We start from the raw sequence: 14319 nt of genomic DNA, 5'->3' as shown, positions 1-14319 counted from the left end.
AATTTGTAAATTTAGTATAAGACTTTATAGAATAGTCGAAATAGTTTTAATTTTTAAAACAGAATGTTATGAAAACTAAAAAAATATGGGCCAATTTAGGCGTAGAAGATCTGCAGCGAACAACTAAATTCTATAGTGAACTTGGATTTAAACCAAACGGCACAAATACAGAACTGACCAGTTTTATGTTTGGAGAGGATAATTTTATGATTCATTTTTTTGTAAAAGAACGTTTTAAATGGGCGGTGAATGATGAAGTTGCCGACTTAAAACAAGGAAATGAAATTATTTTTTCTCTTTCTGCCGAAAGTACAGATGAAGTACATCAATGGTTGTTGAATGTTAAAAATGCAGGCGGGACTATTTTTGCTGAACCGCAAAGTTTTGAAAAAGGTTATTTCTTTGGATTTTCTGATCCGGATGGTCATAAATTTAATATTTTGTACTGGCCAGAGTAAATTTAAGCCATTTGCCGCACCAGTATTTTAAATATTAATGGAATTATTTAATTTCCCGCACTTACTTAAACAAGACTGCTTATGAAAACAAAAACCTCTAACCTAGCCCCGATAGAGCCGGTATCCTCGTAATCCCGATGGCTATCGGGATGGAGAGATAAAGGCGAAAGCGGGACTAAAGGTGATTATGAAAACAGTAATTTTCTGCTTCTGATAAATTTAAAAAAGGCATAGTTGTTGAAAAGTTAAAAAAAGATATATTTACACTTCAAAAAGCAACCTCATGCAAAAAATTACTCTACTGGTTTCTATCCTATTTTTAACAGTTTCGTGCGGCGTAAAAACAACGCAGTCCCTTTTGAGCGACGGTGATTATGATGGTGCTATCAATCGTGCTGTCGAAGCATTGAAAACCAAAAAAGACTCCAAAGGAAAACAAGATTATGTCTATCTTCTCGAAGAAGCTTTTGCAAAAGCTAAAGACCGTGATTTGCGCAATCTGGAAATGATGGAGAAAGAAAAAAATCCTGCCAATCTGGAGCGCATCTATAAAACTTATATTCAATTAGATAATCGTCAGGAAAAAATCAGGCCTTTGTTGCCGCTTCAATTACTGAAGCAGGGAAAACCGGCGCAGTTTCCTTTTGATAATTATTCGGATCAAATTGTGAACAGTAAAAATGCCTTATCCAAATACTTATATGATAATGCCCAAGTACTTTTAAAATCTCCGAATAAACTAAATGCCAGAAAAGCATTTGATGATTTGAGTTATGTGGAAAGTATTAATCCGAATTATAAGAATGCAAAAAAGTTAATGCTTGATGCAGAGTTTAAGGGAACTGATTTTGTAAACGTTTATGCCACAAACGAGACCAATATGATAATTCCGAAACAGCTGCAGAATGATCTTTTGGATATCAGTACTTACGGATTGGATGACAAATGGACTGTTTATCATAGTGTTAAACAAAAAAACATTTCGTACGATTACGGATTGATTGTTAATTTTAGAGAAATAAGCATCTCACCGGAACAGATAAAAGAGAAAGAATTTATTAAAGAAAAACAAGTTAAGGATGGCGTAAGAACGCTTACCGACAGCAGAGGAAATCCTGTAAAGGACAGTTTGGGCCGACCTGTAAAAGTTGATAATTTTAAAACCCTCAAAATCAATATTTACGAATTCAGACAATTCAAAGCGTGTCAGGTAACTGCTAAAGTGGATTATGTCGATTTAAAATCGAATCAGCTGCTGCAATCTTTTCCTGTGGCTAGCGAATATATTTTTGAGAATATTTATTCTACGTATCGCGGTGACCGAAATGCCTGCGACGAAAGCTATCTGGGGTATTTTAATAAACGTGCCGTACCGTTTCCGAACAACGAGCAAATGGTTTTTGATACCGGAGAAGACCTCAAAGCCAAACTCAAAAATATTATAGTCAGAAACAGATTTAGATCATAAAACTAGCCCTCTCCTATCCCATTTGTCCAAAAGCAGATGGGATTTTTTTTTGTCTTTTTATTAGGCCAAAATAATTATGCTTTGTAAAATTTTATTCTTGTAAATAAAAAAAAGTAAAAAAAGTATTGCGCAACCAAAAAGTTGCGTATATTTGCAACTGATTGATTGCATATTTAAATAAATCAAAATGAAACGAGATATATTTCAGGCTATTGCCGACCCGACACGAAGAGCTATTTTGGTATTGATCTCATCTACAGCATTAACCCCAAATGCAATAGCTGAGCAATTTAAAACCACGAGACAGGCGGTTTCTAAACACATTAAAATCTTAAATGAATGTGATTTACTGGAAGAGAAAAAAGAAGGACGGGAAATCTATTATCAACTAAAAATAGACAAAATGAAAGAAATAGATAAATGGTTGGAACAATTTAAGGAAATCTGGGAAAAACGTTTTACCCAACTGGATCAAGTATTAATTAATTTAAAAAATAAAGAAAATGGAAACTAATCTTTTAATGGATTTTATCGTAGACAAAGAAAATAAAACTGTACATGTAAAACGCGAATTCGATGCATCATTGCCTAATGTCTGGTCTGCCTGGACAGAAGCTGAAATCCTCGATCTATGGTGGGCGCCGGCTCCCTGGAAGTCACAAACAAAAAGCATGGAGTTTAAAGAAGGAGGGCGAAGATTGTATGCCATGGTTGGCCCAGATGGTCAGGAAGGCTGGAGTTTTTTTGATTATACTTCGATTACTCCTAAAACAAACTTTAAGCATTCTTCTACTTTTTGTGATGCTGATGCTAATCCGATCCCGGACATGGGAAGTTCTTATTGGGATGTTTCCTTTTCTGAACAAGGTGATTTGACTGTTGTAGATATTAAAATAAAGCGCGACAGTCTGGCCGAATTAGAAAAAGTGATTGAAATGGGATTCAAAGAAGGGTTTACAAGTGCTATGAAAGGTCTTGATAAAATCTTTGAAACAAAAAAATAAAACGTTTCAAAAAAGATTGAATTAAATATTAATAAATAAATCTAAAAAAATGAAATCAAATCTATTAATGAATTTTACCATAGATAAGGAAAATAAGACTGTAAATATAAACCGCGAGTTCAGAGCATCAATTGATAATGTCTGGGCAGCATGGACAGAACCTGAAATTTTAGACCAATGGTGGGCGCCAGCGCCATGGAAGTCGAAAACAAAAAGTATGGATTTTAATGTAGGTGGACGAAGACTATATGCAATGATTGGGCCCGAAGGCGAAGAGCATTGGGCGATAGCAGATTATACATCGATCACTCCAAATGACAATTTTAAATATCTTGATGCTTTTTGTGACAGCGAAGGTAATTTAAATACAGAGTTTCCCAGATCTGACTGGAATATTAATTTTTCTGAGCAGGGTGAATCGACGATAGTTGACATCGCTATTAAACATGAAAAACTATCTGATTTGGAAATGATTATTGAAATGGGTTTCAAAGAAGGTTTCACTATTGCCACAGAAGGTTTAGACGCTATTTTTGCTGAAAGAGCGAAATAAAAAAATTCAATCATTAATCAATTAAATCTCATTTCTTCAGGAATGAGATTTTTTTATTTTATAATCAAATATTTTTATTTATCTATAATAATAGAAATCAAGAGCTTAAATTTCAAGAATTACCCTACAATAATAATTCGAAAAAAATGAATATTTTACTATAAAAAATTCTAATATATTTACATTCAATTTTATAAACATAATAAATTAAACACTGATCAATTAATAAAAAGATAGCTTTACGTCATCGCTTTAAAAGATCAAAAACAATAAAGAAAATCAAAGAAAAATTCTACATCCTGTTGTTTTGAATTTTTTTACCTTTAAATTAAAAATGATTACTGAAGAAAACAAATTAGACAATCCCGTTTGGAATTCATTATCAGAAAGCCATCATGAATTTGCTATTGATTATAATGGTACGCGTTTTTATAATCCGGATTATTGTCCGTTTGGCGGTTTTACAGAGGTTGAGAGCACTTTATATGCAACTGAAAAATATGCTTCATTATGTGACAATTTCTTTATTGTTGGAGAAAAACCCAAGATCGCTGATACTCTAAAAATAGTAAAAGAACTGGTTTGCCTTCAGATGATTATTCACGAAAAAATTGAAATATCATTAGATAATGAAATTATTAAATTAACTGAGTCCCATAAAGACGAATTATTCGATTTGGTAAATTTGGTTCAGCCCGGATATTTTAAAACCAAAACATTTTTATTGGGTAATTATTACGGAATTTTCAACAATGGACAATTGGTTGCAATTGCAGGCGAACGTATGAAGATGAATGATTTTACCGAAGTAAGTGCTATTGTAACACATCCGGATCATACCGGAAAAGGCTATGCCAAACAATTAACATCGCATGTTGTCAATAGCATTTTTGATGAAAATAAAACTCCTTTTTTGCATGTTGTCGAAACTAATCCCGGAGCGATAAAACTCTACGAGAAACTAGGTTTTGCAACCCGAAGAAAGATGAGTTTCTGGAATATTTCTAAAAACGACTATTCTTCTGCAATTTCAAAAAAGCAATAAAATTTAAAGCTTGGTAAAACAAAGATTTTGCAGGCTTTTAAAAACATTCTTATATTTGCAGAAGTAAAAACGAAACATAATCCTTATGTGAAAAATAATTTCTTCCCGAAAAATTAGATAGTAAACCCATTGTGGTTCGCTATAATTATTCACTCTAAAGAAGAAATTATGCTTACTTTACAAAACATCTCATACCTACATACGAACAGGGACTTGCTGTTTGACAAAATTACTTTTACAGCCAACAATCACGAAAAAATTGCATTGATTGGCAACAATGGCGTTGGAAAATCTACATTATTAAAAATTATTTCCGGCGAATTACAAGCTTCGGATGGATTGCTCAAATTGGATTCAAAACCTTATTATGTGCCCCAGATTTTCGGGCAATTTAATCATCTTACTATTTCTGAAGCTTTGCGGATTGAAGATAAGTTAAATGCCCTTAGAGAAATTCTCGAGGGCAATGTGACTGAAACCAATTTAAACACATTAGATGACGACTGGACAATAGAAGACCGTTGCAAAGAAGCTATGGTATACTGGCAGTTACAGGATTTGGATTTTACCCAGAAACTGGAAAGTTTAAGCGGTGGGCAAAAGACAAAAGTTTTTCTTGCAGGAATTTCTATTCACCAGCCTCAGCTTATTTTGCTTGACGAGCCAAGTAATCATCTGGATCTTGCCGGAAGAACATTATTATACAATTTTATACAAAATACTACAAGCACGCTTATTGTTGTAAGTCACGACAGAAAATTGCTCAATCTCTTAAACAGGGTTTATGAATTAACCAAAAACGGAATCACAATTTACGGTGGCAATTATGACTTTTATGCTGAACAGAAACAAATTGAAAATAACGCGTTAAGTCAGGATATTCAGAGCAAGGAAAAAGCTTTACGGAAAGCAAAAGAGAAGGAACGTGAAACTATGGAACGCCAGCAAAAACTAGATTCACGCGGAAAAAAGAAACAGGAAAAAGCCGGTGTTTCGCGTATTATGATGAATACGCTGCGAAACAATGCCGAAAACAGTACTTCTAAAACCAAAAGCATGCACGCCGAAAAAATTGGTGGAATTTCTCAGGAATTACAGGAGTTACGTTCAGGCTTACCTGAAATTGATAAGATGAAATTTGGTTTGAATAATGCCGATTTACACCATGGTAAAACATTATTTACAGCCACAAATGTAAATTATGGTTATAATGATGATTTACTTTGGCAGGAAAACCTCAATTTTCAGATTTTAAGCGGAGAACGTATTGCGCTGAAAGGAGCTAATGGTTCAGGCAAAACAACTCTGATCAAAATTATTACCGGAACCCTGCCGCCAAAACAAGGAAATATTTATGCAGCAACATGGAAGTCGGTTTATATTGATCAGGATTATTCATTAATTGATAATCTGCTTTCTGTGTACGAACAGGCAGAAAAATTTAATATTTCGGGATTACAGGTACATGATATCAGAATGAGACTTAATCGGTTTTTGTTTCCGCAAAATGATCTGGATAAATCCTGTAGTTCTTTGAGCGGTGGCGAAAAAATGCGATTGATACTTTGTTGTCTTACTATCAATAACGAATCACCTGATCTGATTATTCTTGACGAACCCACAAATAATCTGGATATTCAGAATATCGAAATCCTTACTACCGCAATTAATGAATATCAGGGAACACTGATTGTGATTTCGCACGATGAATATTTTTTAGAACAAATAAACATTAAGAAAACAATTAATCTTAATTAGACAGATTTAAAATATAATCTCTCCCTGATAATATATGGTGATTGACACAGAATCAATCACCATATATTATCAAAAAAAATCTACATTTATTATCCCAGCCATCCATCGCGATCCAAACTTCTGTATTGAATTGCTTCGGCTATATGAGATGATATAATTTGCTGTGATGCATCTAAATCTGCAATTGTGCGGGCTACTTTCAAAATCCTGTCGTAAGCTCTTGCCGAAAGATTAAGCCGTTCCATTGCTGTTTTTAATAATTGTTTTGACTGCTCGTCAAGCGAACAAAATTCCCTGATTTGTTTGGTATTCATTTGGGCATTATAATTAATATTTGGCAATCCTTCAAATCTAGCGGTTTGCAACTCGCGTGCAGCGGTTACTCTTTTTCGAATTTCGACGCTACTTTCTGCTTTTCTGTCGTCTGATAATTTTTCGAAAGGAACAGGTGTCACTTCAATATGAATATCGATTCGATCCAGTAGTGGTCCCGAAATTTTACTCATATAACGCTGCATTTCGTGTGGTGACGAAGTATTTGGCACACTTGGATCATTGAAGAAGCCACTCGGACTTGGATTCATACTGGCAACCAACATAAATGATGATGGGTATGTGACGGTAAATTTGGCTCTTGAAATAGTCACTTCCCGATCTTCAAGCGGTTGACGCATTACTTCGAGGACATCACGTTTAAATTCCGGTAATTCATCCAGAAACAAAACACCATTGTGTGCCATCGAAATTTCACCTGGCTGAGGATAACTTCCGCCGCCAACCAACGCAACATTAGAAATAGTATGATGCGGACTGCGAAATGGCCTTTGATTCATTAAACCAACTTCCTTTAATTTTCCCGCAACGCTATGAATTTTGGTAGTTTCAAGTGCTTCGCGCAAAGTCATCGGCGGTAAAATACTTGGCAATCTTTTTGCCAGCATGGTTTTTCCTGCTCCGGGTGGGCCAATTAAAATGATATTGTGTCCTCCGGCTGCGGCGATTTCCATACAGCGTTTTATACTTTCCTGTCCGCGGACATCAGAAAAATCAAATTCAGGAAAATCGAGTGTTTTATAAAATTCGACTCTGGTGTCAATTGTTGTCGGTTCCAGAGTTCCTTTTCCTTCAAAGAAATCGATTACCTGCTGCAAGTTTTCAACTCCATATACATCTAAACCCGCAACGATAGCTGCTTCTTTTACATTTTGTTTTGGCAGAAAAAAACCTTTGTAGCCTTCTTCTTTGGCTTTTATTGCAATTGGCAAAGCTCCGTTTATGGATTGCAGGCTTCCGTCAAGCGAAAGTTCTCCCATAATAATATATTGATCAACTTCGGGTGCCTTTATCTGATCTGATGCCACTAAAATTCCGATTGCAAGAGGCAAATCGTATGCAGAACCTTCTTTTCTAAGATCGGCAGGAGCCATATTGATTGTTATTTTCCTGCCGGGCATTGCGTATTCATTATTCTTTAACGCTGCTGCAATACGATAACTACTTTCTTTTATGGCGTTATCGGGCAGCCCAACTAAATGATAACCAATTCCTTTATCCATATTTACCTCAACGGTAATTGTTGTGGCCTCTACTCCAAAAACGGCACTTCCGTAAACTTTAATCAGCATAAAAATTTATTCATTAAATATTTCTAAAACTAATCAAAAAATATTTAATTTATAATCTTTTTACTACAAAATATGGTTTTAGAACTCCAGCCCAATTTGATTTTTGATTTCATCAACAATTTTACTTAAGTCCAGACTATTCTGATGTGACCACTGCTTACTTTCTATTGTATTGTTTCTAATACAGTTATGACATTCAACAGCTTCATGCGCATAGCCTTTTCCTAAATTTGGCAATTTGAAAACAGCTTCCTGATTATTTTTAAATAAAGAATAACCATCTGCCATAAACCACGGAGAATTTAATTCTATTCGTCCTTTAGTTCCACTAATTGTAGCTTTCATATCAGATTCTGATACAAAACCAGCATGCAGAACTGCCTGAGCAGATTCATATTGCAAAATCATACTGGTCTGCAAATCAACTCCGGAAGTATGATAGGTTGATTTTGCGATAATTTCCTGAGGAATTCCGAGTATGATATAGGTTAGGAATAATGGATAAACGCCGATATCAAAAAGTGCACCTCCGCCTCTATTCTTATCTGTCATTCTATTTCCTTCTAATTCATTTACATAAAAAGCAAAATCGGCATTGATATACTTTATGTCACCTATTTCTCCTGCTTGTATTTTCCCCAGTGTATCCTGAACAGAAGGGATAAATCTTGTCCAGAATGCCTCCATAAAAAATTTATTATTCTTTCTGGAAGTTTCAATCATACGAATGGCATCCTTATAAGATAATGCTATCGGTTTTTCGCATAAAACATGTTTGCCTTTTTCTAAAGCCTTTATTGATAACTCTGCATGAGAATCATGTGGCGTTGCTATATACACAATGTCTACCTGATCATCGGCAAAAAGTGCATCATAAGAATCATATGCTTTTATACAATTATATTTTTGGGCAAATTCATTTGCCTTGTTTATGTCTCTTGATGCAACTGCTGCCAATTCAGCATCTTGTAACAATAATAAGTCTGTAGCAAACTGATTGGCAATATTTCCTAAGCCTACAATTCCCCATTTTATTTTTTGGTTTTCCATTCTTAAATTTTAATTATAAAAAATGTTAAAAACATCAAATATACATCATCATAAAAACAAAAGAAGCGTTTTTTAATAATATTCAGCCTAAATTCAAAATAAAAATATCAGAAAAAAAACACAAAACGACAGAATCTTTTAGATAAGGAAAAAAAAATGTTGTCAAATTGTAAATTTTAAGTCAATTTTAACAAATACATGTAAAATATAGGGGGTCAAAATAAAAAATCAGCAAAAATCAACCATTGAACTCTATTTTTTTTAGGGGTGTCAATTCATTTTATACTTTTATCAAAAAATTTAAAACTAAATAACTATGCGAAAAATTATTTTAAGTGTGATTCTTATCACGATTTTAGTACTAACCTTCATTTCAAATTTTATTCTATCAGACAATCCAATTCCTGCCGAAGCTGTAAAGTTTGACACAGGAGATACCGCCTGGATGGTCGTTGCAACAGCATTTGTTCTGCTTATGACTCCTGGATTAGGATTTTTCTATGGCGGAATGGTAGGAAAGAAAAATGTAATCAGTACAATGTTACAAAGTTTTATGGCAATGGTAATTGTTACCATTTTATGGGTTGTGGTGGCTTTTGGATTAGCATTTGGTCCAACAATTGGTGGAATTATCGGAGACCCAACTCACAATTTATTTTTTGAAGGCGTTGGTACCAATACTGCATGGAGTCTTGCTCCAACAATTCCTTTTATGTTATTCGCATTATTCCAGGCAAAATTCGCCATCATTACACCCGCATTAATCACAGGTGCTTTTGCAGAGCGTGTACGTTTCTGGGCTTATTTATTATTCATGGTTTTATTTATAATATTGATATATGCTCCTCTTGCTCACATGACGTGGCATCCTGATGGAGTTTTCTTTAAAATGGGAGTATTAGACTTCGCCGGAGGAACAGTAGTACACATGAGTGCTGGTTGGGCTGCATTGGCCGGAGCAATCTTTTTAGGAAGAAGAAAAATTCAAAAAGTTAATCCTGCAAGAATAACTTATGTATTATTAGGTACAGGTTTATTATGGTTTGGCTGGTTTGGTTTTAATGCCGGGTCTGCTCTTGGAGCAAACGGATTGGCTGTACAAGCATTGGGAACTACTACTGTTGCTGCTGCCGCTGCTGCAATGGCATGGGTTTTTCTTGATAAAATTTTAGGTCACAAATTATCAGCTCTTGGAGCTTGTATCGGTACAGTTGTAGGTCTTGTAGCCATTACGCCTGCTGCCGGTTATGTAAGTATCCCTCATGCAATTTTCATAGGCGCATTCTCTGCTATTGTAAGTAACATTGTAGTGAGCAAATTCCCTAAAGGAAAAATTGATGATGCTTTAGATGTATTTGCCTGTCACGGTGTTGGTGGTATGGTAGGAATGTTGTTAACAGGAGTTTTTGCCTCAAAAGCAATTAACCCTGCTGTAGGTGATAACCAAGGTTTAATCTTCGGAACTTCAACTTTATTTATCAATCAGTTAACTGCTTTGGTAGTTGTATCTATCTTTGCTTTTGTTGCTTCTTATGCATTGTTTTTTATTGTAAATAAAATTACTCCGCTAAGGGTATCTGAAGAGAAAGAAGAATTAGGATTAGATATTTCTCAACACGGAGAATACTTATAATATTTTTCAAACAACTAACACACCATAAAAAATCCCTCTGAATATAACTTCAGAGGGATTTTTGCTTGAATTAATTGACCTGTTATTTTAGAATATTCTATATTCTATATTCTATATTCTATATTCTATATTCTTAAAACTATTTAAAATTAGAAATTCCTTCTTTTAGCCACACCAGATATTCTTCAGTAGTGACATAACTAATTGTAGGTTTAGAATTGTTTAGATTTTTTCCTTCCAAATCTGTTATAACGTACAAAGGCTGTGTGTTTGTTTTGTATTTCGAAATCATAAAATCTGTCCATTTATCACCGATTGTCTCAATTTTATCTCCTGCAGCGGTTACAAATTGTTCTTCTTTTGGCAAGTCCCTTTTATCATCAACATACAGCGAAATCAAAACCACATCATTTTTCAGGATTGGCAAAATACCCGGATCAGACCAAACATTATTTTCCATTTTTCTGCAATTAACACAAGCATGACCTGTAAAATCTAACATAATTGGTTTATTGATTGATTTGGCATATGCTAACCCATCTTCGTAATCATGAAAAACCATTATACCATGCGGTCCTAATTCGGCTCCATCAGGTAAACCTTGTATTTCATTAGTAGAACCGGATGAATTTCCTGAACTGCCAAATCCAAGAGGACTTTCACTATATTGCTGTGGCGGCGGAAATGCACTTATTAACTTTAATGGTGCTCCCCAAAGTCCCGGAATTAAATAAATGGTAAATACCAAAGAAAGTAATCCTACATATAACCTTCCGACAGAAATACGTTCCTGAGGACTATCGTGTGGAAGGGTAATTTTCCCGAACAGATATAATGTTAGTGCTGCAAATACCGCAATCCAGATTGCGATGAAAACTTCTCTTTCTAAGAAATGCAATTGCAAAACCAAGTCTGCATTTGATAAAAATTTAAATGCAAAAGCCAACTCTAAAAATCCTAAAAACACTTTTACTGTATTTAACCAACCGCCTGATTTTGGCAATGAATTTAGCCAGCCCGGAAACATAGCAAAAAGCATAAATGGCAATGACAAGGCTAAAGAGAAACCCAACATTCCGACAATTGGCCCTAAAACTCCGTTAGTTGCAGCCTGAAATAAAAGCGGGCCTACAATTGGACCTGTGCATGAAAATGACACAATTGCAAGTGCCAAAGCCATAAATAAGATTCCTACGATTCCGCCTTTATCTGCTTGTTTGTCTACTTTATTTGCCCAGGAATTAGGCAGCATAATTTCGAATGCGCCTAAAAATGACGATGCAAAAACAATTAATAAGACAAAAAACAACAAATTAAAATAGACGTTTGTTGCTAACGAATTCAGAGCATCTGCACCAAAAATCCAGGAAACAGAAAAACCAAGTATGACATATATAAAAATAATGGCGATGCCATAAATAATAGCATTTCTAATACCTGCAGCTCTTGTTTTACTTTGTTTTGTAAAGAAACTTACCGTCATCGGTATCATTGGGAATACGCAAGGTGTAAACAATGCTGTAAAACCTCCTAAAAAAGCCAGAAAGAATAAAGTCCATAAGCTTCCTTGTTGATCGGGAGCCGGGATTTCTTCCTGAGCAGAAATTCCTTTTGGAGCAATATGAACATCTGTTTTAGCAGTGTCAACAGCAACTGGCTTTACTGTATCAATAGCAATTCCTGTTACTTTTGTTTCATCAGGTTTTGCTTCAGAAACTGTTGCAACAGCTACCATTTGAAATGATGCCGGAATTGGTATTGAGAATTTTTTACTTGAGTTGATACAAACTTCCTTACAAACCTGAAAATCAAAATCAACATCGACCGTTTTTAAGTTTGAATTTGTAATTATTATTTCCTGCTCAATATGTGCTTTCCCTTCAAAAAAAGTTTCATTAACTCCAAAAACATCATTAAAGGCAGTTCTCGTTTTTCCTTCTTTGGCTTTGCCTACCAGGTTGTAGTTTCCTTTTTGGTTTTTAAACACAATTTCTAACGGCAGCGGGCCTCCGTCGGGTGTAAATTGCGAATACATATGCCAGTCTTTCTCAATCGTTCCATCAAAAATCAGGATGGCATTGCTCCCTGATTTTTTTTCAATTTTAGCAGTCCATTTAACAGGTTCCAGTATTTGGGCATTTCCTTTTGCAAAAGCAAAAATGAAAAATAACAAAAACAGAATGGCTTGATTCCAGACATTTTTTGATATCGCTTGACAAGTTTGATTAAAGTTCATTATTGTAGTTCTATTTTGAGTATTTTATTAGTGGTATTTTCAATTTTAAATCTTTCATCCTGACGAATTCCAACAACCCATACAATCTGATTATCAGAACTTAAAATCCATGTTTTTTCTTTTTCAATGAGTGAGAGTTTTTCGTCTTTAAACAGCTTACTCACTTTTTTGGATTTTCCATTCATACCAAAGGGATGAAAAACATCTCCTTCATTCCATTTACGTAAAATCAAAGGAAAATGGATTTTTTTGGCGTCCACAAAGATAGCCTTATTTGAATCTATTGTAATGTCATCTACCTGACAAAGCTTCAAATTTAAGGGAAAATTAACTTCTGTTTCGCCTTCGTTAATTTCATATTCCTGATTTTCATTCACTTCAGAAATAGGACTCAAAATCAACGTTTCCCTGTTTTTTAATAATCGAAATTCTTCAGAAAACACCTGTTTTCCGGATTGACTTTCTACTAAATCATAAATATCATTCCAGGCGATAAATCCAAATTCATTTAGCCATTGGTACAGGTATGATTTATAATTTGGCAATTTTTTAAGCTGATTTAAATCAAAATGGATATCATCTCCTGCTTCTTTTGCTACCTGTTGATAGATCATGATCGAAGCATCTTCAACCATTTCCTGCGATTCCTGCAAATAAGATTGTGTTTTCTGAAAAGCATTCAGAAAATTGGGATTGATTTCTTTTAGAATCGGAACCAAATTATGGCGAATTTTATTTCGAAGGTATTTATTCGATGCATTACTGCTGTCTTCGCGCCATTCAATATTGTTTTCCTGAGCATAATTCAGGATTTCTTCTCTGGAAAAATACAAAAGCGGACGAATAATTCTATCATTTTGTTCCGGAATTCCTGTTAGTCCATCAAGTCCTGTGCCTCTTGTCAGGTTTATTATAAAAGTCTCCAAATTATCATCTGCATGATGAGCGGTCAGGATGTAATCGAAATTTTTAGTTTCTATAAGTTCATAAAACCAACTGTAGCGCAATTCTCTGGCAGCAACTTGTGTCGAAAGTTTATAATCTTTTGCAAAAGCTTCAGTATCAAACTGGGTTGTAAAAACAGGAATATTGTTTTTGTCACAATAATTTTGAATAAAATCCTGATCTCCAAAACTTTCTAATCCCCGAAGCTGGAAATTACAATGCAAAACAGCAATTTCATAAGGCAATTGCTGCAGTAAGTGAAGTAAAACCATACTATCTAAGCCTCCGCTTACAGCAAGAAACAGCTTTTTTTCTGCTAAAAAAGGAAATCTGGAAATGATATGATTTTGAAATTTTGAAAGCATTTGATAAAAGTAAAAAATTAAAATGTATCTATTCTTAAATGAAATGTTAAGTGTATTTTTTTTGCCACGAATTGCACTAATTTTTAATTAAATTATTTTTTAATGCGGCATTCAATAGACTTTTTAACCACTGCTTAAAAAGATTTGTTTCACGCAGTTACCGACCTTTAAAAAATTAG

12 protein-coding genes are annotated in these 14319 nt (G+C 34.5%); 8 read left to right on the top strand and 4 right to left on the bottom strand.

All coding sequences use genetic code 11. The features are described 5' to 3' along the window. Positions 1-68 precede the first annotated feature (68 nt). The 7 genes from JOD96_RS06300 to abc-f all read left to right on the top strand — a co-directional run bounded on the left by JOD96_RS06300 (position 69) and on the right by abc-f (position 6286). Positions 69-458, top strand: coding sequence for a VOC family protein (locus tag JOD96_RS06300; protein ID WP_209563430.1), 390 nt, complete (start codon positions 69-71; stop codon positions 456-458). Positions 459-741: 283 nt separating this feature from the next. After that, complete coding sequence (locus JOD96_RS06295) at positions 742-1926, top strand: hypothetical protein (protein WP_209563429.1); 1185 nt, start codon at positions 742-744, stop codon at positions 1924-1926. A 187-nt stretch (positions 1927-2113) separates the two neighbouring features. Next, positions 2114-2440: an ArsR/SmtB family transcription factor gene (locus JOD96_RS06290; RefSeq protein ID WP_209563428.1), complete on the top strand. Its 327-nt coding sequence runs from the start codon at positions 2114-2116 to the stop codon at positions 2438-2440. Next, entirely contained in the window at positions 2430-2930 is a 501-nt protein-coding gene (locus JOD96_RS06285; RefSeq protein WP_209563427.1) for an SRPBCC domain-containing protein, read from the top strand. The genes JOD96_RS06290 and JOD96_RS06285 overlap by 11 nt, the downstream gene beginning before the upstream one ends. 49 nt (positions 2931-2979) lie before the next feature. Then, positions 2980-3483 (top strand): SRPBCC domain-containing protein, encoded by a 504-nt coding sequence (locus JOD96_RS06280; RefSeq protein WP_209563426.1) that lies wholly within the window; start codon positions 2980-2982, stop codon positions 3481-3483. 334 nt (positions 3484-3817) lie between these two features. After that, positions 3818-4528, top strand: coding sequence for a GNAT family N-acetyltransferase (locus JOD96_RS06275; RefSeq protein WP_209563425.1), 711 nt, complete (start codon positions 3818-3820; stop codon positions 4526-4528). Between the two features lie 168 nt (positions 4529-4696). Continuing rightward, complete coding sequence (gene abc-f, locus JOD96_RS06270) at positions 4697-6286, top strand: ribosomal protection-like ABC-F family protein (protein ID WP_209563424.1); 1590 nt, start codon at positions 4697-4699, stop codon at positions 6284-6286. Between the two features lie 89 nt (positions 6287-6375). On the opposite strand, the gene JOD96_RS06265 is transcribed toward abc-f, so the two are convergent. Next, on the bottom strand, positions 6376-7911 hold the full coding sequence (locus JOD96_RS06265; protein WP_209563423.1) for a YifB family Mg chelatase-like AAA ATPase: 1536 nt from the start codon (positions 7909-7911) through the stop codon (positions 6376-6378). A gap of 78 nt (positions 7912-7989) precedes the next feature. Beyond that, positions 7990-8961, bottom strand: a complete 972-nt coding sequence (locus JOD96_RS06260) for a Gfo/Idh/MocA family protein (protein ID WP_209563422.1) — start codon at positions 8959-8961, stop codon at positions 7990-7992. A 316-nt stretch (positions 8962-9277) separates the two neighbouring features. Between JOD96_RS06260 and JOD96_RS06255 the strand changes: the two genes are divergently transcribed. Continuing rightward, positions 9278-10594 (top strand): ammonium transporter, encoded by a 1317-nt coding sequence (locus tag JOD96_RS06255; RefSeq protein ID WP_209563421.1) that lies wholly within the window; start codon positions 9278-9280, stop codon positions 10592-10594. Positions 10595-10733: 139 nt separating this feature from the next. On the opposite strand, the gene JOD96_RS06250 is transcribed toward JOD96_RS06255, so the two are convergent. After that, a complete protein-coding gene (locus JOD96_RS06250) occupies positions 10734-12830 on the bottom strand; it encodes a protein-disulfide reductase DsbD family protein (protein ID WP_209563420.1) in 2097 nt (698 codons plus the stop codon). After that, positions 12830-14140 carry a tRNA lysidine(34) synthetase TilS gene (gene tilS, locus JOD96_RS06245; RefSeq protein ID WP_209563419.1) on the bottom strand — a complete coding sequence of 437 codons (1311 nt, stop codon included), beginning with the start codon at positions 14138-14140 and terminating at the stop codon, positions 12830-12832. The genes JOD96_RS06250 and tilS overlap by 1 nt, the downstream gene beginning before the upstream one ends. Positions 14141-14319 lie beyond the last annotated feature (179 nt).

The organism is Flavobacterium sp. 1355 (assembly GCF_017833415.1).
In the GTDB taxonomy this organism is placed as follows: domain Bacteria; phylum Bacteroidota; class Bacteroidia; order Flavobacteriales; family Flavobacteriaceae; genus Flavobacterium.
The sequence above is the reverse complement of the archived record's forward strand: the minus strand, read 5'-3'. Positions and strand labels throughout refer to the sequence as shown.

Coding starts and splice junctions, on each gene's coding strand:
- JOD96_RS06280 (WP_209563426.1), top strand. CDS start 2,980: ATGAAATCAAATCTATTAATGAATTTTACCATAGATAAGGAAAATAAG.
- JOD96_RS06255 (WP_209563421.1), top strand. CDS start 9,278: ATGCGAAAAATTATTTTAAGTGTGATTCTTATCACGATTTTAGTACTA.
- JOD96_RS06260 (WP_209563422.1), bottom strand. CDS start 8,961: ATGGAAAACCAAAAAATAAAATGGGGAATTGTAGGCTTAGGAAATATT.
- JOD96_RS06300 (WP_209563430.1), top strand. CDS start 69: ATGAAAACTAAAAAAATATGGGCCAATTTAGGCGTAGAAGATCTGCAG.
- tilS (WP_209563419.1), bottom strand. CDS start 14,140: ATGCTTTCAAAATTTCAAAATCATATCATTTCCAGATTTCCTTTTTTA.
- JOD96_RS06275 (WP_209563425.1), top strand. CDS start 3,818: ATGATTACTGAAGAAAACAAATTAGACAATCCCGTTTGGAATTCATTA.
- JOD96_RS06295 (WP_209563429.1), top strand. CDS start 742: ATGCAAAAAATTACTCTACTGGTTTCTATCCTATTTTTAACAGTTTCG.
- JOD96_RS06290 (WP_209563428.1), top strand. CDS start 2,114: ATGAAACGAGATATATTTCAGGCTATTGCCGACCCGACACGAAGAGCT.
- JOD96_RS06250 (WP_209563420.1), bottom strand. CDS start 12,830: ATGAACTTTAATCAAACTTGTCAAGCGATATCAAAAAATGTCTGGAAT.
- JOD96_RS06285 (WP_209563427.1), top strand. CDS start 2,430: ATGGAAACTAATCTTTTAATGGATTTTATCGTAGACAAAGAAAATAAA.
- JOD96_RS06265 (WP_209563423.1), bottom strand. CDS start 7,911: ATGCTGATTAAAGTTTACGGAAGTGCCGTTTTTGGAGTAGAGGCCACA.
- abc-f (WP_209563424.1), top strand. CDS start 4,697: ATGCTTACTTTACAAAACATCTCATACCTACATACGAACAGGGACTTG.